Genomic DNA, 17775 nt, shown 5'->3' on the forward strand with positions numbered 1-17775 from the left:
AGTTATCTTATTAAGAGGTTATTAAAATAAAAGGTTTTTGTTTACGTAGCCTCTTTTTTTTGGTTGATGGGTGTATAATTACACCCATTTTTATCTAAAAATATCACGGTTTATTAGTGGCAATAGTTAGATCCACTTGAATTACAATAATTGGTCCCAGCACCATTGCTATTCCCTCCAGAATCAATTCTACCTCCTATCTCTCCTCCGATGTAGCGGCCAGCTGCAGCTCCTCCGGCAGCTCCAGCACCACCACCTGCAAATCGACCAACAACAACACCAATTACTGCACCAGCTGCAGTACCTGGGCCCGGTGCTATTACAGAGCCTATTGCTGCACCAGCTGCGGCTCCAGCATATCCTCCAGCTACACTACCAGCTACTCTTCCAGCAGCTCCCCCTGCGGCTGCTCCTGCTATTTCACCAGCGGTTTCTCCTGCTCCTGCACCTGCAACTAAATCAAACTCTTGAATGGTAAGCTCACGCATAATAAATTTACCTTCATTCAGGTTTACTAAAAATAATAACAATCAAATATATATAAGAACTTATGATTGTATTCAAAAATAATTTTAACGAAAAATCATAATGGATATGATTTAATATATACAAAAAAGGAATCGATACTAATATCAGTAAAATAGTTATAATAGATAGAGTAAATATCTTATAAAAAAAATTTGGTTTTTTATCATGTGAGTATTCTTTTTTGAACCTTTTTTTCAATAAAGAAAATTCATTGGATATTTTATTTGCAGTGCTGAACATGATAATCAATAAAATTATTGACATACTGTAATCTATATACTCAAGAATAGGGGTGTCTAATCTAAGTATAAATACCGAGACAATATAAACTATAAAAAAATTAAAAAATAAAGCCTCTTTTTTAAAGGTTTTTTTAGATAATTTTGATATTTCTTTGGCTCTGTACAATAAGGTGTTTTTATGGTTTTTTATTTTCATAAATTCTTGTTTATTATTTTTATAGGGTTTTTGATTTGTCTTGATTATATTTTTTTGTTTTTTTTATGTCAATGTCTTTTTTTTAAATAAATAAAATAACCAAATGTGGTAATTATCCTAACATCTTGAAAATATAGGGATGAATTAAATTTTAAAAGAAAATATTAAACCTCTAATCTTTTCAAGAGAAACTATAATTAAAGTTATCATGATAATGCGCTAAATCTATTGGATGATATAAATAAAAACTTATTGATATATTTATTTAGTCATTACTTTCTCTTATTGTCAGTAAAAGCATTCGTTAGTCTAAATCTGTTTAATTACCATCACAGATGGTCATCAATGTTTCCGTAGGTCTGAGAGGAAGCGCTTAAACGACTAGAAAAACTTCTGTAGCCTGAAAGTGAAAGCAAGAATTGCGGTACATCTGCACACCTTTGGAAGCATATATTGCTAGTATGAACAATCCTAGCTAGTTTGGTGATGACGGTCTTTTTAGCTAATAGAGTACCAACGGTACTTCGGCGTGTGAGGTTATGGTTTTCATTGCCTTTCGTAGCTGGATTTAAGGTGGGGAAGATCCACTTTACTTTTATCTGATTTCAAGTGGGCATGAAACATGCGCTCGCTTACTTTTCACATTAGCGTTAGGTGATAGCCTTTCGCACAATGGGATTGAGCTACGTCTCGATCTCATTTCACTTCAATGAGCAGGATTGCTTTTGCGCATCTCGCTCATGCCTAGCTATGTTTGCTTAAAATATTTAGCGGGCGGCTTCTCTACACCTAAATAATTAGCTCATTGCTACCGTTTGATCCTTAACGTTGCGGCGTTTTGCTGTGCTTGTTGGTATTTCAACGTTTGCACCACTTTTGCTGACTGTTTGCGGACTTGACGCCGCAGCAAAAGGGCAGTACGACGATTACAGGCTCATGCCTGCTAGCAGCGCAGTGAATCTGACACGGCATTTTATAGATTGAAAGAGTAATGGTGGTTCAGGCGGGGGAGGCTTCGGCCTTGCCGGAAGGTAGCTACCGGTACTGTGAACCCTGTCTGAATCACCATCATCAATTTTCTCAATTAATGGAAGGGGTAGCAGGAATGAATAATGTTAGAAATGACTGGCATCAAGCCGATATTATTGCTGCGCTACGTAAGCGTGGTCCAACCTTAGCTGCGGTATCCCGTGAAGCGGGACTGAATTCTTCCACATTAGCCAACACGCTGTCACGTCCTTGGCCTAAAGGCGAATGGATTATCGCTAATTATCTCAACATTCATTTATCTGAAATCTGGCCTAGTCGTTATTTTGATATGGACAGTAATCTTATTGAGAGCAAAGTTCGCGAGAAATCAGCAGAATAATTATTCTAATACCGTAAAATATCAGGGAAATAGTCACCTCACTTCATCTCATTACCTACTGTGTTGTTTGATTGATGAGGTAGAATAATTGGTTATCCATCACCGTAATCTTTAATACCTTTCGACGAAATGCGTCGCAACTTTCTATCACGAGGCCAGAACGTTTAGTGTACTTATCTACTCACTGGCAACGAGTCATATATCCTTCTTTTACTGTAGGCGGTGAATTCTGATATGCTTTGCAAAATATTTTGTTCTCATGTTTTTGTGTGTGCGTCTTTGTGTGGTGAACGGTATATCAATCGGTGTATCACTTTTTGTAAAAAGACACATGATTTTATTTTAGTTATCGTTTAAAAATATATAGTTATGAGTAAACCAAAACATATTGTAGAAGTTATGATCTCCGAACTGGAGGTTAAACAGCGTATTGCTGAACTGGGAAAACAGATTACTGAACATTATCGTGACAGTGGTAGTGATTTGGTGTTGGTCGGGTTGCTGAGAGGTTCATTTATTTTTATGGCTGATTTATGCCGTGAAATTCAGATCCCTCATCAAGTCGACTTTATGACGGCTTCCAGTTACGGTAGCGGTATGAATTCCACTCGTGATGTGAAAATCCTGAAAGATCTGGACGAGGATATCCGCGGTAAGCATGTACTGATTGTGGAAGATATTATTGATTCAGGTAATACCCTGAATAAAGTACGTGAAATTTTGGCGCTGCGTGAGCCAAAATCACTGGCAATTTGTACCTTGCTGGATAAACCTTCCCGCCGTGAAGTTGGTGTTCCGGTGGAGTGGATTGGTTACTCAATTGAGGATAAATTTGTGGTGGGTTATGGTATCGATTATGCGCAACTTTACCGTCATCTGCCTTATATCGGCCATGTAATTTTGCTGGAAGAGTAGTTTTTATCATATTTTGGAAACGGCAACTTTTGGGTTGCCGTTTTGGCCTTAAGCGGGCTTCAACAATGTTCCCTTGTTGAAATATTACCACTGCATTTTATTAGCGAAAGCCGATGTAAGCCTCTATGCCTAATGGGAGTTCTCTCCCCCCATAAATGTGATGACAATGGCGTTACATTTGTGTATTATTTAGACCATATATAGCATAAGGGGATTTGAAATGAACGTAATAAGTGAGAATCGTAAAAATAAGACACTCAACTTGAGGATTAGGCAAGAGGATCGGGATTTAATAGATAGAGCAGCAAAAGTGAAGGGAAAAACCGTTACTGAATATGTCCTTGATACAATCAAACGTGATGCTGAAAACACGTTATTGGAACATTCATTTATGATTGTATCTCCAGAAATTTTTAATGCTTTTATTGCTAAACTTGATGCTCCGGCTGTTCCAAATGAGCGTCTTATCAAAACGGCAAATATGAAAAAACCGTGGTGATAAAATGATTAATGATCCAACCTTGTTAACAGATGATCACAATTTAAATAGTTTTACTTCAGGAATTGATACCCTAGACAACTGGTTAACAGACAGAGCATTAAAAAATCAAAAAGAGAATGCTTCACGAACCTATGTTGTAAGCGAAGACAGAGATGTTATTGCTTATTATTCGTTAGCGACCGGCTCAATTATGTCAGAAGAGGCGATAAGCAAGTTTAAGCGTAATATGCCAAATCCTATTCCGACGATTATTTTGGGTCGCTTAGCTGTTGATAAGCGTTATCAAGGAAGAGGGTTTGGTCGCTATTTAGTTAGAGATGCTTCCATACGTGTCGCTCAAGCGGCAGATTTGGTGGGTGTTAGGGGGTTGATTGTCCATGCTATCTCGGAGAATGCTAAGGCATTTTATAAGTCTGTGGGTTTTAGTGATTCGCTTTTAAATCCAATGACGTTAATGATCACGCTAAAGGATTTAAAAACGGTTTTTAAAATAACAGATTAATACTATTTATACCCAATGGATTTCAAGATGCATCGCGACGGCAAGGGAGCGAATCCCCGGGAGCATAGATAACGATGTGACCGGGGTGAGTGAGTGCAGCCAACAAAGAGGAAACTTGAAAGATAACGGGTATATTTAAATGAAGGTAATTGAGATGATTAGTGCAAGATTTGACTCAGAAAAGGCTATAGAGGCTATTCTGTACGTTGCCTCTATAGCGCCAATTTCTGACGTTTATCATGTGGGTAAAATTCTGTATTTTGCTGACCGGCTGCATTTGGAGCGTTATGGTCGGTTAATTACGGGTGATAACTATCTTGCAATGAAAGATGGCCCTGTTGCAGTGAATGCCTATGATATTATAAAAGTAGCCAGGGGAGACGGGCGCTTTATTCCAAATAAGTGTGATGTTGATGTCATTCGGTCATTGTTGTCAGTAGAGGGACGTCATGGAAATCATCAAATACGTGCTTTGCGTGATTTCGATGAAGATGTATTTAGTGATTCGGATATTGATTGCATAAATGAAGCAATCGAAAAATATGGGAATCTCTCGTTTAAAGAAATACGTGATATCAGCCACGATAGTGTTTGGATGACGGCTAACCAGAATAGTGAGATTCCATTGGAAGTGATAGCTGCCAGTTGTAAGGATGGTGACAAGTTAGTTGCTTATCTGATTTCTACTGAGTAGCTGATGACTAATTTTGGTGACAGATTTTCCGCATCTTTTAGGGCGGATTTTTTTATCTTCACTGACCTTTTACAACGCCGCCAAAGTTAAAATATCTGTTGGTTTGCTGCTGTGAGCTATTATTACTGAATAATAGTTTTGGTGTATGATCTATAGATTGGTTTCCCATGAATATCCTTATCTTATGCCATACTTGCCTTGAGATATCCTAAGGGAAAGGAACTGTTCAATAATATTGCTAGAAGAATGGCGTATTAATTGGCATATCAACTGGTTATAATCTTTTATTGATTTTTATATATTTATTCATTAAAAACAATTGGTTAACTTTATAATGAAACACACTGTAGAAGTTATGATCTCCGAACAGGAGGTTAAACAACGTATTGCTGAACTGGGAAAACAGATTACTGAACACTATTGTGACAGTGGTAGTGGGCTGGTATTGGTCGGGTTGCTGAGAGGTTCATTTATTTTTATGGCTGATTTATGCCGTGAAATTCAGATCCCTCATCAAGTCGACTTTATGACGGCTTCCAGTTACGGTAGCGGTATGAATTCCACTCGTGATGTGAAAATCCTGAAAGATCTGGACGAGGATATTCGTGGTAAGCATGTACTGATTGTGGAAGATATTATTGATTCAGGTAATACCCTGAATAAAGTGCGTGAAATTTTGGCGTTGCGTGAGCCAAAATCACTGGCAATCTGTACCTTGCTGGATAAACCTTCCCGCCGTGAAGTTGATGTTCCGGTGGAGTGGATTGGTTACTCAATTGAGGATAAATTTGTGGTGGGTTATGGTATCGATTATGCGCAACTTTACCGTCATCTGCCTTATATCGGCCATGTGGTTTTGCTAGAAGAGTAGTTTTCTCGTATTTGAAAACGGCAACTTTCGGGTTGCCGTTTTTATTAGGCATGGTGTGTAGTGTTGTAGCTGGCTAAGTAAAGCCCTCTTATTACGCTATCAGGAGTGAGCCAGTATTGGTTTTATTTCTGGTCTTTTGTGCTGTGAGGCAATCCACAGTTCATATTGGGACTGCATTCCTGTCCACATTTCGGCACTAGTACCTAATGCGGCTTCCAGTCGCAGGGCCATATCAGCAGATATTCCTGCATTGCCGTTTAATATGCGGGATAGTGCAGCTCTGGTTATACCGAGAGCCTTTGCTGCTTCCGTGACAGATATGTCACCAAGATATTCACGCAAAACTATGCCTGGGTGTGCAGGTTTATGCATTTTCATTTCGTTGCCCTCAGTGATAATCTTGATAATTAACGAGAATTATATCTTCGCCCTCAAATCTAAATGTTAAACGCCAATTACTGTTAACAGATATTGCCCAGTGACCGCTAAGATTTGCTCCTTTTAGTGGGTGAAGTTTCCAGCTAGGGGCATTCATATCTTCTGGTTTTTTAGCCGTATTCAATGCAGTTAGCTGGATTTGCAGCTTTAGGGCATGCTTAGGCTGAATGCCAGCGGTAGAACCAGTTTTGAAAAATTTTTCCAATCCTTTGTGTTTGAAGCTTTTAATCATACTAGTCTCGTATACTGTATATGCACACTATGCGGAGGTCGTCATGGCATGTCAACAAATACATATAATTTCTGTAATATTTAAGTATTCAATGAATGATAATTAATTAGTATTTAGATTAATTACTCATTTTACATTATTGAGGATAAGTAATTTTCTTATTCTAAAAATAATTGTAAAAATTGTCAAAAATATTATAAAAGTAGTCTGATTCACCTGATTAATTTAATGGATTAATTAACTTTTGGGTTTTTTATTTCTGTATGTTAAAAGTTTTTACTATTATGCTTTAGTGTGTTGACTCAATCAAAAAAATACTGAATTTTACATTGATGATGATTTTTTATAACCTTATAAAAATAAATTAAAAATTTCTTACATCTTAATATTAATAAAATCATTTTTCATATTCATTTTAACTTACTATCGTTTATTTTCATTCAGATATTCCATTGTTTTTTGATCTTTAGGAGCTCATTAATACCTATTTTCTTGGGGGAATAGGTGTGGTATCGTCATATTGTCCATTTTATGAAAATATTTTCAGTAATTATGTTAGTTTGTTTATTCCAGTTTTTTATATTTTTTTCTTGTTCATATAGAAATAAACTTTAAGATGAAATATGTCAGTTTTAATTGGAAAATAATATTTTAATACATCGGATGGATATTTATTAATTCAATGACTATATATCATGATGAATGTTTATATTATGTTTATCATGGGTTATTTTGTTTTCTTCTTATTACCTCATGCATCCATTCGAAAAATTAAAATAGCTATTTGAGGTTTAAATGGCTATACCCTATGGATTTCAAGATGCATCGTGACGGCAAGGGAGCAAATCCCCGGGAGCGTAGCGAACTATATGACTGGGGTGAATAGGTGCAGCCAGCAAAGAGGCAACTTGAAAGATAACGGGTATATTGCATTTTTATTAGCGAAAGCCGATGTAAGCCTCTATGCCTAATGGGAATTCTCTCCTCTAGAAATGTGATGATAATGGCGTTACGTTTGTGTATTATTTAGCTCACCTATAGCATAAGGAGATTTGAAATGAACGTAATAAGTGAGAATCGTAAAAATAAGACACTCAACTTGAGGATTAGGCAAGAGGATCGGGATTTAATAGATAGAGCGGCAAAAGGCTTCGCGAACCTATGTTGTAAATTTTCCACTCTAGTTTAGATAATATCTCTGGAGAAAAATATTATCATGAGTTTAAAGGGTAAAATATAATTTTTAAGTCTGAGAAAAAATTAAAATATATTTTTAATATAATCTATAATCTATAATCTATAATCTATAATCTATAATCTATAATCTATAATCTATAATCTATAATCTATAATCTATAATCTATAATCTATAATCTATAATCTATAATCTATAATCTATAATCTATAATCTATAATCTATAATCTATAATCTATAAATTGAAAATCTTCGTTTAATTACACTATAGAAAAAGTTAAATATAACCTTTTCTACAGCGTATTTTATGAATGATCTAAAAAATCACTTCTTATGCGTCAGTTTGGATATTGTCTGGCGATAGGCAAGCTCCAGTTTTTCACGGCTGTCAGCCGTGACTTCCAGATCTTGCAATTGACCATTATGGATACCGTAAACCCAACCGTGGATCATCACTTTTTGGCCTCGTTTCCATGCTGCTTGCATAATGGTTGAGTGACCAAGGTTATATACTTGCTCAACAACGTTAATTTCGCACAGACGGTTCAGACGCTCATTAGGGGGTAATTCACCTAGCATAGAACTGTGTTTATACCAAAGATCACGAATATGTAGCAGCCAGTTGTTAATCAATCCCAGTTCGGTGCCATCAATTGCAGCTTCGATACCACCACAACCGTAGTGTCCGCAGATAATGATATGTTCAACTTCCAGTACATCTACTGCATATTGAATAACTGAAAGACAATTTAAGTCAGTATGAATAACCAGGTTTGCAACGTTTCTGTGAACAAATAAGTCACCGGGGGCGGCATCAATTAGTTTTTCTGCTGGTACCCGGCTGTCTGAACAACCAATCCATAAGAAATGAGGTTTTTGTGATTTTGCTAATTCTTTGAAAAAAATTGGATTTTCTTCGTTAACCGATTCTGACCACTGCTTGTTATTGGCAAGCAGCTCTTCTATTTTTTTCATCATGATTCATAGCCTGGTAGTGTTTCTTTAAGATAGAATCATATACAACATCAATTGAAATTTTAATATTTTATTGCTGTTTGTTTTTAATCTTTCTACTGTTTTTGTAAAGCAAGTCAGGCAGAAAAGCAGCATTATGTTTCCACATTACACGCAAAAGCGACCAGATAATAAAGGTGTTTTGTAATTTATGACTTATGCATTGGAGTTAACGCAGCTTACTAAGACTTACACTGATGGTGTTAAGGCACTGCGTGGGATAGATCTGAATGTGGAAGTTGGAGACTTCTACGCATTATTAGGTCCGAATGGTGCAGGGAAATCCACCACAATCGGCATTATTAGCTCTCTGGTAAACAAAAGCAGCGGTAAGGTTAAGGTGTTTGGCTATGATATTGATACTGATATTGTCAATGCTAAACGCCAGTTAGGTCTTGTTCCGCAGGAATTTAACTTTAACCCGTTTGAGACGGTGTTGCAGATTGTTCTCAATCAGGCCGGTTACTATGGTGTACCGCGAAAAGTAGCGCAAGCCAGAGCGAAAACTTATCTGTTGCAGTTAGATCTGTGGGAAAAACGCAACCAACGGGCGATTCGTCTGTCTGGTGGGATGAAACGACGCTTGATGATTGTACGAGCGTTGATGCATCAGCCTAAGTTATTGATCCTTGATGAACCGACTGCTGGTGTTGATATTGAACTTCGTCGCTCTATGTGGAATTTTTTGCAAGAGCTGAATGCCCAAGGAACGACAATTATTCTAACGACTCACTATCTGGAAGAAGCAGAAATGCTGTGCCGTAATATTGGTATTATTCAGCATGGTGAATTGGTGGAAAACACCAGTATGAAAAATTTACTCAGTCGGGTGGAGTCTGAAACATTCTTCTTCGATCTGGCGACACAAAACCCAATTCTTGAACTAGTAGGATATGATTATCGACTGCTGGATGCCTCTACTTTGGAAGTGGATGTTCAGCGTGGTCAGGGAATAAATAGCGTATTTACCCAATTAAGTGCTCAGGGTATTCATATTTTAAGTATGCGTAATAAAGCGAACCGTCTGGAAGAGTTATTTGTCAGCTTGGTGAACAATAAGTAAGGAGATAGTAAATGATTCAGTTGTACTGGGTGGCGCTAAAAACTATCTGGATTAAAGAAATTACCCGTTTTGGTCGTATCTGGGTACAGACTTTATTACCACCGGTTATTACCATGTCGCTCTATTTTATTATCTTCGGTAGCTTGATTGGTTCGCGTATTGGGGAAATGGGCGGTGTCGATTATATGCAGTTTATTGTCCCTGGCCTTATTATGATGTCGGTGATTACTAACTCTTATGCCAATGTTTCTTCCTCCTTCTTTGGTGCGAAATTCCAGCGCAGTATTGAGGAATTATTAGTAGCGCCGGTTCCGACACATATAGTTATTGTGGGGTTTGTTGGTGGTGGTGTTGCCCGTGGTGTCTGCGTCGGTATTCTGGTGACATTGGTTTCTCTATTTTTTGTGCCGCTTCATATTCATGCGTGGTGGATGATTGTTGTCACGTTGTTGATGACCTCCATTTTGTTCTCACTAGGGGGGTTGCTGAATTCGATTTTTGCTAAAACGTTTGATGATATCAGCATTATTCCGACTTTCGTATTAACGCCACTGACTTATCTTGGTGGGGTGTTTTATTCATTGACATTATTACCCCCATTTTGGCAAGCGGTTTCCAAGTTGAATCCGATCGTTTATATGATTAGTGGTTTCCGTTATGGTTTCCTGGGGATTACTGATGTTTCTTTGATAATTACGTTGAGTGTTTTGACTGCATTTATTGTGGCTTTTTATCTTGTTGCTTGGTATTTAATTGAAACAGGGCGGGGATTGAGGACTTAAATTCGGTAATTTATTAACGGTTTCTATTTTTGAAGTCCCCTAAATTTTGCTGGCTAATTTTAGGGGACTAAATTTAATTTAAGCCACTTGAACCGGCACGGCTTTGGCGATCCGCCTCATAATATTATCACCATCGAAGTAAGCGATATTAGGCTTATGGTGACGGGCATCTTCGTTAGGGATTTGTACATATGAGCAAATAATTAGCTTATCACCTACCGCAGCACGGCGTGCGGCTGCTCCGTTAACTGAAATTATTCTAGAACCACGTTCAGCGGCAATAGCATAAGTGGAAAAGCGCTCACCGTTATCCACGTTATAGATATCAATAGCTTCATATTCCAGAATACCGGCTGCATCCATGAAATTCTGATCCATTGCACAGGAACCTTCATAATGCAAATCTGCCTGAGTGACTTTCACCCGGTGCAATTTCCCCTGTAGCATCGTACGCAACATGGTTTTTCTCCTGATTCGATGACAAATTAGAACCTTTTTGCATCAATAACGCCTGATACAACGGCGATTATTGCGTTAAATCTACCTGCTGATTATCGATCATACGGGTCTGCCCTAACCAGGCAGCCATTAGAATAACGGCTTTTTTGCTTTCGGTATTTAACGGTGCCAATGTTTCAGCGTCACGGATAAACAACTCATCAGGTACAAAGCCCGCTTCGTGTAGCTGTGAAGAAGCTTGAGTGAGCAACTGTTCTGTGTGACGTTCACCCTGTGCCATTTTTTCAGCGATAGATCGCATGATCTTGCTGAGTTCTGGGGCGATTCGATGTTCATCGGCGGTTAAATTGTTATTACGTGAACTGAGAGCCAGGCCATTTTGGTCACGCACCGTGGGTACTGAAACCAGCGTAATATCATAAGCCAGGTCGGCAATCATTTTGCGAATAAGTTGTAATTGTTGAAAATCTTTTTCGCCAAAATAGGTTAAATCTGGCTGTACCAGATTGAACAGTTTACTCACTACGGTTGAAACACCACGGAAATGACCGGGACGACTGGCCCCTTCCAGCATGGTAGAAAGCTCAGGAACATCAACGTAAGTCTGATGTTCCATACCATCAGGGTATATTTCCTTATCAGCAGGAGCAAATACCAGATTGACACCGTGTTGATGAAGTTTTTCGCAATCTTCCTGTAAGGTACGAGGATATTTTGCCAAATCATCTGGACGATTAAACTGCATCGGATTGACGAAAATAGAGACGATCACAATATCTGCTTGCCCTTTGGCTGTATCGACTAACGTCATATGGCCGTCGTGCAAGTTACCCATTGTTGGCACCAGTGCAATGCGTTTTCCTTCCTGACGCCAGCGGCGGATTTCACGGCGTAGAATCGGTACAGTTTCGACAATCAGCATTGCTTAATACTCCTTAGGGGAATTTATTAATAAAATGAGTGTTCTTTACCAGGGTAAATACCACTTTCCACCTGTTCTTTATATAGGCGAATGGCATCACGTATATTCCCTGCTTCTTCAAGGAAGTTTTTCACAAATTTAGGGGGGCTTACGGTAATGCCCAGTGTGTCATGCATCACTAAAACTTGCCCATCAGTCACATTACCGGCACCAATACCAATTACCGGGATCTGTAATTCATCGGTGATACGTTTAGCTAAATCAACGGGTACGCATTCTAGTACTAGCAGTTGTATGCCTGCCTTTTCTAAGGTAATGGCATCTTTTATCAATTGATTCGCTGATACTTCATCACGTCCCTGAACTTTATAACCGCCAAGAATATGGACTGATTGAGGAGTTAGCCCTAAATGGGCGCAAACGGGTACAGAACGCTCGGTAAGCATGTTAATGGTATCGTATAACCAGCTACCGCCTTCAAGTTTCACCATGTTAGCGCCAGCACGCATAAGCTTGGCAGCGTTTTCACAACTTTGCTCTGGCGTGGCATAACTCATGAAGGGCATATCGGCAATGATAAAAGTATAAGGTGTTCCGGCACGGACACAGCGAGTATGATAGACAATATCTTCAACCGTCACTGGAATGGTGGTATCAGCCCCTTGCACAGTCATACCCAGTGAGTCACCAACCAGCATGACATCGATACCTTGCTCGGCAAACAGGTGGGCAAAGCTGGCGTCATAAGCGGTAATAGTCGCGAATTTACGTTTTTCTTTCTTGAGCTGATTCAGATCAGTCATGGTCATTGGTTTCATTATCTATCTTCCTTCTCCTGCAATTTTTCTTGTTATGTACAGAAATCGGCCGCGGACTGAACTGAGATCCCTATATGTAGTGATTAGAATCAGAGGACTGCGGTTGCAGCCAGAGTGCCAAGCCGTTTTCTGGGATGTGTTTCAGTCTTTCAGATAAAGCTTCCCCATCAGGAAATATAAGATCAGGGGCAATTTCAGCTAACGGGTAGAGCATAAATTCGCGCTGTTTTAGTCCGTAGTGGGGTACCGTTAAGCGTTCGGTATTAATCACTTGATCACCAAATAGCATGATATCCAGATCAAGTGTTCTTGGCCCCCAGCGTTCATCTTTTCTTACCCGTCCTTGGGTCAGTTCAATCGCCTGAGTGTGATTGAGTAATTCTTCCGGTGCTAGCGTGGTTTCCAGTGCGACTGCTGCATTCAGAAAATCAGGTTGATTCTGCGGCCCCATCGGTTTAGTACGATACAGTGAGGAGCAGGCAATACATTCTGTTTCCGGTAAATCTTTTAATGCAGCAAGTGCATTTTTTACTTGCTGCATAGGTTCTGCCAGATTGCTACCAACAGCGATATAAACACGAGCCATAATTATCAGCCGTTCCTGCTCAGTCTTGGTTTATAGTGACGGCGTGGTCGTGTACGACGACGGACAATCTCACTGCCCAGTTCGGAAATCATACTCCGTTGCTGTGATGCATTGACTTGCTGAAATTCTCCCCACCAATGGACAAGCTCTTTGAGCTCATTGCGATTTTCAACATTGGCTCTCAGTTCCAGCAAATCATAGGCAGCACGGAATTTAGGGTGTTCCATCAGCTTATTTGCCCGCTTACCATGACGGCGTGGCAGACGTAACTGTAATTGCCAGATATCACGCATGATGGTTGTCAGGCGCTTAGGAATGGCAATGGAGTGGCATTGCTCATCCAGAATGTCATTCATCGCCAATGCAAAAGCATCGTAGTAAGCCAGACCACCTTCTTGAGATAGCTTTTCCGCATGTTCGATCAGTGGATACCAGAGCATTGCGGCGAATAAAAACGCCGGGTTAACCCGTTTATCATTTTGTAACCGGTAATCGGTATTCTTCAAAACCTGATTGACTATACGTTCCATTGGTGAATCGTTATTTTCGGTGAAATAGCGTTGAATCAATGGGAAAAGTGGTTGAAATAGGCGGTATTCGCGCAGAAGTTGATAAGTGCTGTAGCCTTGACCGGTTTGTAAAAGTTTTAAAGATTCTTCAAACAGACGGGCAGGTGGAATATTACTCAGCAGAAAAGCCAAACGAGAAATAGGTTCGGCGGTACCTTCGCTGATGGTCATATTCAGTTTGCTAGCGAAACGGATCGCGCGCAGCATTCTTACTGGATCTTCTCGATAGCGGGTTTCAGGATCGCCAATCAAGCGGATAACACCGGTTTCCAGATCATGAAGGCCACCGGCATAATCACGCAGAGAGAAATCATTGATACCGTAATAGAGGCTGTTTATGGTGAAATCGCGGCGCATAGCATCTTCTTCAATTGAACCGAAGATGTTATCCCGCAGTAGCATACCGCTTTGTGCTTGTTGTGACTGATTTTTATCATCAGAACCCGTTTGTTCATGTGGACCACGGAATGTTGCGACTTCAATCACTTCCTGACCAAACATAATATGAGCTAAGCGAAAGCGGCGTCCAACCAGACGGCAGTTGCGAAATAATTTACGCACCTGTTCTGGCGTGGCATTGGTGGCAATATCAAAATCTTTCGGCTTCGTACCGAGTAATAAGTCACGGACACCACCGCCAACCAGATAGGCTTCAAAACCGGATTTATTCAAACGGTAAAGGACTTTCAGTGCATTTTCACTGATATCTCTGCGGGAAATACGATGTTGTTCCCGTGGAATTATCGTTATCGATAAATCCGAATGAGGGTTCTCCTGTTCAACCTCCCTTGGTATCTCCACATTAGATAAGGGTTGATAAGGGGCTTGGCGATTAGAGTGAAGAGTTACGTACTCTTCTTGAGCAGAACGGTCAGATCCGGTGACTGGCCTTTCACTGGCTGCCTGTAGTTCGCGGTTATTTTTCCCTTCGCGGATCAATAAGTTACGGCAGAAATTTGCTACTCGGTTAAAAATGGTACACCTCGATAAGTAACTAATCATATAAAACAAATAAAAAACAGCGGCTAATCATAGCCTACTGTGTATTTTTTGAGAATGGTTGTTATGACTAACCGTAACTTTATTCATGTTATCTATGTGTATTTTACCTTGTCGTGGAATTCGGTCTAGATCCCAATGTGCTGTTGCTTTTTGCAACAATTGATCACGAGAAAGATCTTGCCAGTTTTCTATAACAGATTGATTAAGGAAAGATAATGCCTCAATCAGTAATGGTCGGGGATCATCCAATGGGATCGGCTGAGCATGATTCTGTTTGGAAAGTTTATTGCCATCCTTATTCAGAGCGAGTGGTAAATGAATATAGTCAGGTATTTTGAGATTTAACTGCCGATAAAGCGCAATCTGACGGACGGTTGGTTCAATCAAGTCAACCCCTCTTACCACTTCGGTCACCCCTTGGTAATCATCATCAATAACAACCACTAAATTATAGGCAAATAAACCGTCACGACGGTGAATAATAAAATCTTCTTCAGCCATGACCGGATCGGCGTTCAGATATCCTTGCAATTTATCTTCAAAACCGTAAACCGGATGACGCTGTTTGAATCGAATTGCTGCATGATCAATGGGTAAATTTAATTCACGGCAGTTTCTATCATAAAAACCATTAATCTGGTGAATACGTTGACGGGTACAGGTGCAGTAATAACTTAAACCTTGTTGTTGCAATTGATTAAGGACATGACAGTAGGCCTCATGGCGCTGAGATTGATAGAGAATTTCACCATCCCAATGTAAACCGTAATGCTCAAGTGCGTGAAGAATACGGCTGGCAGCACCGGGAACTTCTCTAGGCGGATCAATATCATCAATACGTATCAGCCACTTTCCCTGACAAGCACGGGCCTGCAAATAGCTGCCAATGGCAGTGATTAATGAACCAAAATGCAGGTCACCAGAAGGTGATGGGGCGAAACGCCCAATATAAGCCTGGGGACGTTCAGATTTTATCATATGGAGATCAGCGGGGTTGTTTATACGGCGTCATAAAGACGCCGTATTCGGAACACCATTAATTAGCCAGCCATCTGTTTTTCACGGATTTCGGCTAGGGTTTTACAATCAATACACAAATCTGCGGTTGGACGGGCTTCCAAACGACGGATGCCGATCTCGATGCCACAGGATTCACAAAAACCGAAATCGTCATCTTCGACTTTTTTCAGGGTTTTCTCGATCTTCTTAATCAATTTACGTTCACGATCGCGGTTACGTAATTCAAGACTGAATTCTTCTTCCTGCGCCGCACGGTCAACTGGATCAGGGAAGTTCGCTGCCTCATCTTGCATATGAGATACAGTACGATCTACTTCATCCCTGAGCTGATTGCGCCATGCTTCAAGAATTAGCTTGAAATGCGCCAACTGGGCATCGTTCATGTATTCTTCACCTGGCTTTTCTTGGTAAGGTTCTACCCCAGCGATGGCGAGAATGCTTAAGGACGAGGTTTTACGTTTTTGCCCTTCTTGCATAATACTTCTCCTACACACGCACTATCAAACAAACCCCTAGCGGGGGAAAAAAACAGGCCGCTATAAATAGCAGATGGAGCATGGGTTGGCAATTGTTCCTGCCATTAGTTTCACAATGGTGTGAAAGCAAATGTATTGCACGCCTTTACACCTTGTACAACCGGGCTGCAAATATTAGGTGAGTCGGTAAGTTAATCATTTCAGTAAAAAAGTTAACTTATCGCCTAAAACCATCCCTTTTCCCGTCATGTTGGCCTGGTAACAGATAACTTCGACCCCAGAGTTTTGCGCTTGTTCCAAAAGAGATGAATAATTATGATCAATATGTGCAGCCGCCGCGACCTGATTGATCCCAGAATGCAGAACAGCAAAAAATAAAACAGCTCTTTGCCCTTGTTCTGCTATGTGCTGCAATTCCCGCAAGTGTTTCTGTCCGCGGGTCGTGACAGCATCTGGGAAATAGCCACAATTTTCTTGGAGCAGTGTCACTGATTTCACTTCAATATAGCAATTAACCTGCTGTTCTGCTTGTAACAGTAAATCTATCCGACTGTTCTCTTCGCCATATTTCACTTCCCGGCTGATTTTTTTATATTCAGAAAATTCTGGAATGGCATTTTGTGCAATAGCCTCGGCGACTAAATCATTTGCTCTGAGCGTATTGACACAAATCCAGTGACCAGCCGGTGTTTCTGTCAATTCCCAACTGTTTGGGTATTTACGTTTTGGATTATCGGAGGTGGAATACCAAACCGTATCTCCCGGTGTCGCACAGCCGGTCATGGCACCTGTATTGGCACAGTGGATAGTCAGTGTTTCACCTTCCGGTGTGATGACATCAGCCAGGAAGCGTTTATAACGACGAATTAGCGTGGCAGATTGTAAAGGTGGATGGAATTCCATAAAAACTCCTGAATGACGGATGGCATAAGATTGAAGCAGGCAATGCTACAATGTTCTTTCAGTCGACCAAAACATCTTTCCACAACATTTCGTCTTATGGTCGAATTTTACCCGTCTATCTGACCGGGATTTTTCGTTTGATTTATACCCGTCATCTTTCAAGTTGCCTCTTTATTGGCTGCACTCACTCACCCCGGTCACATCGTTATCTATGCTCCCGGGGATTCGCTCCCTTGCCGTCGCGATCCATCTTGAAATCCATTGGGTATATACGGAATTATCACTTTTATTCCCTGATTTTTTTAATCGGCTACGTAATGATTGGCTGGAGTAATCTTTATCCGAAATAACTGCTTTTGAACGATGTTTCATAAAACTGTTTTTATGCTGAATACCAAGACTATCCAGCAGGTGTAATGTATATTTAGTCGAATCTGCCATTAAATAGTTATTTAACGGAGTGTATTATTCCGTTGC

21 protein-coding genes are annotated in these 17775 nt (G+C 40.1%); 8 read left to right on the forward strand and 13 right to left on the reverse strand.

Translation table 11 applies throughout. The annotated features are described in order from the left end of the window. Positions 1 to 113: 113 nt before the first annotated feature. Positions 114 to 530 (reverse strand): hypothetical protein, encoded by a 417-nt coding sequence (locus tag PluTT01m_RS04420; protein ID WP_192880152.1) that lies wholly within the window; start codon positions 528 to 530, stop codon positions 114 to 116. Between the two features lie 1541 nt (positions 531 to 2071). Between PluTT01m_RS04420 and PluTT01m_RS04430 the strand changes: the two genes are divergently transcribed. From PluTT01m_RS04430 to hpt (PluTT01m_RS04455), 6 genes are all read left to right on the forward strand, one after another. Next, a complete protein-coding gene (locus tag PluTT01m_RS04430; RefSeq protein WP_011145227.1) occupies positions 2072 to 2335 on the forward strand; it encodes a helix-turn-helix domain-containing protein in 264 nt (87 codons plus the stop codon). Positions 2336 to 2704: 369 nt separating this feature from the next. Then, the gene (gene hpt / locus PluTT01m_RS04435; protein WP_011145228.1) at positions 2705 to 3250 is read left to right on the forward strand and encodes a hypoxanthine phosphoribosyltransferase; all 546 of its coding nucleotides are present in this window, start codon (positions 2705 to 2707) and stop codon (positions 3248 to 3250) included. A 220-nt stretch (positions 3251 to 3470) separates the two neighbouring features. Further along, positions 3471 to 3749 carry a type II toxin-antitoxin system TacA family antitoxin gene (locus tag PluTT01m_RS04440; protein WP_011145229.1) on the forward strand — a complete coding sequence of 93 codons (279 nt, stop codon included), beginning with the start codon at positions 3471 to 3473 and terminating at the stop codon, positions 3747 to 3749. Positions 3750 to 3753: 4 nt separating this feature from the next. Beyond that, positions 3754 to 4254: a GNAT family N-acetyltransferase gene (locus tag PluTT01m_RS04445; protein ID WP_011145230.1), complete on the forward strand. Its 501-nt coding sequence runs from the start codon at positions 3754 to 3756 to the stop codon at positions 4252 to 4254. A gap of 154 nt (positions 4255 to 4408) precedes the next feature. After that, entirely contained in the window at positions 4409 to 4948 is a 540-nt protein-coding gene (locus PluTT01m_RS04450) for a Panacea domain-containing protein (RefSeq protein ID WP_041379935.1), read from the forward strand. 334 nt (positions 4949 to 5282) lie between these two features. Continuing rightward, positions 5283 to 5819, forward strand: coding sequence for a hypoxanthine phosphoribosyltransferase (gene hpt, locus PluTT01m_RS04455; protein WP_011145232.1), 537 nt, complete (start codon positions 5283 to 5285; stop codon positions 5817 to 5819). A 99-nt stretch (positions 5820 to 5918) separates the two neighbouring features. Here the strand turns inward: hpt (PluTT01m_RS04455) and PluTT01m_RS04460 are convergent, their stop codons facing one another. From PluTT01m_RS04460 to can, 3 genes are all read right to left on the reverse strand, one after another. Continuing rightward, on the reverse strand, positions 5919 to 6197 hold the full coding sequence (locus PluTT01m_RS04460; protein WP_011145233.1) for a HigA family addiction module antitoxin: 279 nt from the start codon (positions 6195 to 6197) through the stop codon (positions 5919 to 5921). A gap of 10 nt (positions 6198 to 6207) precedes the next feature. Then, entirely contained in the window at positions 6208 to 6489 is a 282-nt protein-coding gene (locus tag PluTT01m_RS04465) for a type II toxin-antitoxin system RelE/ParE family toxin (protein WP_011145234.1), read from the reverse strand. A 1519-nt stretch (positions 6490 to 8008) separates the two neighbouring features. Then, the gene (gene can, locus PluTT01m_RS04475; protein WP_011145235.1) at positions 8009 to 8662 is read right to left on the reverse strand and encodes a carbonate dehydratase; all 654 of its coding nucleotides are present in this window, start codon (positions 8660 to 8662) and stop codon (positions 8009 to 8011) included. A gap of 187 nt (positions 8663 to 8849) precedes the next feature. Between can and PluTT01m_RS04480 the strand changes: the two genes are divergently transcribed. Together PluTT01m_RS04480 and PluTT01m_RS04485 are read left to right on the forward strand one after the other, a co-directional pair. After that, entirely contained in the window at positions 8850 to 9761 is a 912-nt protein-coding gene (locus tag PluTT01m_RS04480; protein ID WP_011145236.1) for an ABC transporter ATP-binding protein, read from the forward strand. Between the two features lie 11 nt (positions 9762 to 9772). Continuing rightward, complete coding sequence (locus PluTT01m_RS04485) at positions 9773 to 10543, forward strand: ABC transporter permease (protein ID WP_011145237.1); 771 nt, start codon at positions 9773 to 9775, stop codon at positions 10541 to 10543. Positions 10544 to 10621: 78 nt separating this feature from the next. Here the strand turns inward: PluTT01m_RS04485 and panD are convergent, their stop codons facing one another. The 9 genes from panD to PluTT01m_RS25465 form a co-directional block, all read right to left on the reverse strand. Then, the gene (gene panD, locus PluTT01m_RS04490; protein ID WP_011145238.1) at positions 10622 to 11002 is read right to left on the reverse strand and encodes an aspartate 1-decarboxylase; all 381 of its coding nucleotides are present in this window, start codon (positions 11000 to 11002) and stop codon (positions 10622 to 10624) included. 67 nt (positions 11003 to 11069) lie between these two features. Beyond that, a complete protein-coding gene (gene panC, locus PluTT01m_RS04495; RefSeq protein ID WP_011145239.1) occupies positions 11070 to 11924 on the reverse strand; it encodes a pantoate--beta-alanine ligase in 855 nt (284 codons plus the stop codon). Positions 11925 to 11950: 26 nt separating this feature from the next. Further along, on the reverse strand, positions 11951 to 12742 hold the full coding sequence (gene panB / locus PluTT01m_RS04500) for a 3-methyl-2-oxobutanoate hydroxymethyltransferase (protein ID WP_011145240.1): 792 nt from the start codon (positions 12740 to 12742) through the stop codon (positions 11951 to 11953). A gap of 70 nt (positions 12743 to 12812) precedes the next feature. After that, positions 12813 to 13328: a 2-amino-4-hydroxy-6-hydroxymethyldihydropteridine diphosphokinase gene (gene folK, locus PluTT01m_RS04505; protein ID WP_011145241.1), complete on the reverse strand. Its 516-nt coding sequence runs from the start codon at positions 13326 to 13328 to the stop codon at positions 12813 to 12815. 5 nt (positions 13329 to 13333) lie between these two features. Then, on the reverse strand, positions 13334 to 14836 hold the full coding sequence (gene pcnB / locus PluTT01m_RS04510; protein WP_228957153.1) for a polynucleotide adenylyltransferase PcnB: 1503 nt from the start codon (positions 14834 to 14836) through the stop codon (positions 13334 to 13336). A 90-nt stretch (positions 14837 to 14926) separates the two neighbouring features. Then, the gene (gluQRS, locus tag PluTT01m_RS04515; RefSeq protein ID WP_011145243.1) at positions 14927 to 15877 is read right to left on the reverse strand and encodes a tRNA glutamyl-Q(34) synthetase GluQRS; all 951 of its coding nucleotides are present in this window, start codon (positions 15875 to 15877) and stop codon (positions 14927 to 14929) included. A 62-nt stretch (positions 15878 to 15939) separates the two neighbouring features. Next, the gene (gene dksA, locus PluTT01m_RS04520; protein ID WP_011145244.1) at positions 15940 to 16395 is read right to left on the reverse strand and encodes an RNA polymerase-binding protein DksA; all 456 of its coding nucleotides are present in this window, start codon (positions 16393 to 16395) and stop codon (positions 15940 to 15942) included. Between the two features lie 195 nt (positions 16396 to 16590). Continuing rightward, on the reverse strand, positions 16591 to 17298 hold the full coding sequence (sfsA, locus tag PluTT01m_RS04525) for a DNA/RNA nuclease SfsA (RefSeq protein WP_011145245.1): 708 nt from the start codon (positions 17296 to 17298) through the stop codon (positions 16591 to 16593). A 171-nt stretch (positions 17299 to 17469) separates the two neighbouring features. Continuing rightward, positions 17470 to 17739 (reverse strand): hypothetical protein, encoded by a 270-nt coding sequence (locus PluTT01m_RS25465; protein WP_041379936.1) that lies wholly within the window; start codon positions 17737 to 17739, stop codon positions 17470 to 17472. Between the last annotated feature and the right edge of the window lie 36 nt (positions 17740 to 17775).

Origin of the sequence: Photorhabdus laumondii subsp. laumondii (assembly GCF_003343245.1) — a bacterium.
GTDB classification, from domain to species: Bacteria; Pseudomonadota; Gammaproteobacteria; order Enterobacterales; family Enterobacteriaceae; genus Photorhabdus; species Photorhabdus laumondii.

What these genes read in the sequence shown, in the direction of transcription:
- PluTT01m_RS04430 (WP_011145227.1), top strand. Translation starts at nt 2,072, where the DNA reads ATGAATAATGTTAGAAATGACTGGCATCAAGCCGATATTATTGCTGCG.
- hpt (WP_011145228.1), top strand. Translation starts at nt 2,705, where the DNA reads ATGAGTAAACCAAAACATATTGTAGAAGTTATGATCTCCGAACTGGAG.
- PluTT01m_RS04440 (WP_011145229.1), top strand. Translation starts at nt 3,471, where the DNA reads ATGAACGTAATAAGTGAGAATCGTAAAAATAAGACACTCAACTTGAGG.
- PluTT01m_RS04445 (WP_011145230.1), top strand. Translation starts at nt 3,754, where the DNA reads ATGATTAATGATCCAACCTTGTTAACAGATGATCACAATTTAAATAGT.
- PluTT01m_RS04450 (WP_041379935.1), top strand. Translation starts at nt 4,409, where the DNA reads ATGATTAGTGCAAGATTTGACTCAGAAAAGGCTATAGAGGCTATTCTG.
- hpt (WP_011145232.1), top strand. Translation starts at nt 5,283, where the DNA reads ATGAAACACACTGTAGAAGTTATGATCTCCGAACAGGAGGTTAAACAA.
- PluTT01m_RS04460 (WP_011145233.1), bottom strand. Translation starts at nt 6,197, where the DNA reads ATGAAAATGCATAAACCTGCACACCCAGGCATAGTTTTGCGTGAATAT.
- PluTT01m_RS04465 (WP_011145234.1), bottom strand. Translation starts at nt 6,489, where the DNA reads ATGATTAAAAGCTTCAAACACAAAGGATTGGAAAAATTTTTCAAAACT.
- can (WP_011145235.1), bottom strand. Translation starts at nt 8,662, where the DNA reads ATGATGAAAAAAATAGAAGAGCTGCTTGCCAATAACAAGCAGTGGTCA.
- PluTT01m_RS04480 (WP_011145236.1), top strand. Translation starts at nt 8,850, where the DNA reads ATGACTTATGCATTGGAGTTAACGCAGCTTACTAAGACTTACACTGAT.
- PluTT01m_RS04485 (WP_011145237.1), top strand. Translation starts at nt 9,773, where the DNA reads ATGATTCAGTTGTACTGGGTGGCGCTAAAAACTATCTGGATTAAAGAA.
- panD (WP_011145238.1), bottom strand. Translation starts at nt 11,002, where the DNA reads ATGTTGCGTACGATGCTACAGGGGAAATTGCACCGGGTGAAAGTCACT.
- panC (WP_011145239.1), bottom strand. Translation starts at nt 11,924, where the DNA reads ATGCTGATTGTCGAAACTGTACCGATTCTACGCCGTGAAATCCGCCGC.
- panB (WP_011145240.1), bottom strand. Translation starts at nt 12,742, where the DNA reads ATGAAACCAATGACCATGACTGATCTGAATCAGCTCAAGAAAGAAAAA.
- folK (WP_011145241.1), bottom strand. Translation starts at nt 13,328, where the DNA reads ATGGCTCGTGTTTATATCGCTGTTGGTAGCAATCTGGCAGAACCTATG.
- gluQRS (WP_011145243.1), bottom strand. Translation starts at nt 15,877, where the DNA reads ATGATAAAATCTGAACGTCCCCAGGCTTATATTGGGCGTTTCGCCCCA.
- dksA (WP_011145244.1), bottom strand. Translation starts at nt 16,395, where the DNA reads ATGCAAGAAGGGCAAAAACGTAAAACCTCGTCCTTAAGCATTCTCGCC.
- sfsA (WP_011145245.1), bottom strand. Translation starts at nt 17,298, where the DNA reads ATGGAATTCCATCCACCTTTACAATCTGCCACGCTAATTCGTCGTTAT.
- PluTT01m_RS25465 (WP_041379936.1), bottom strand. Translation starts at nt 17,739, where the DNA reads ATGGCAGATTCGACTAAATATACATTACACCTGCTGGATAGTCTTGGT.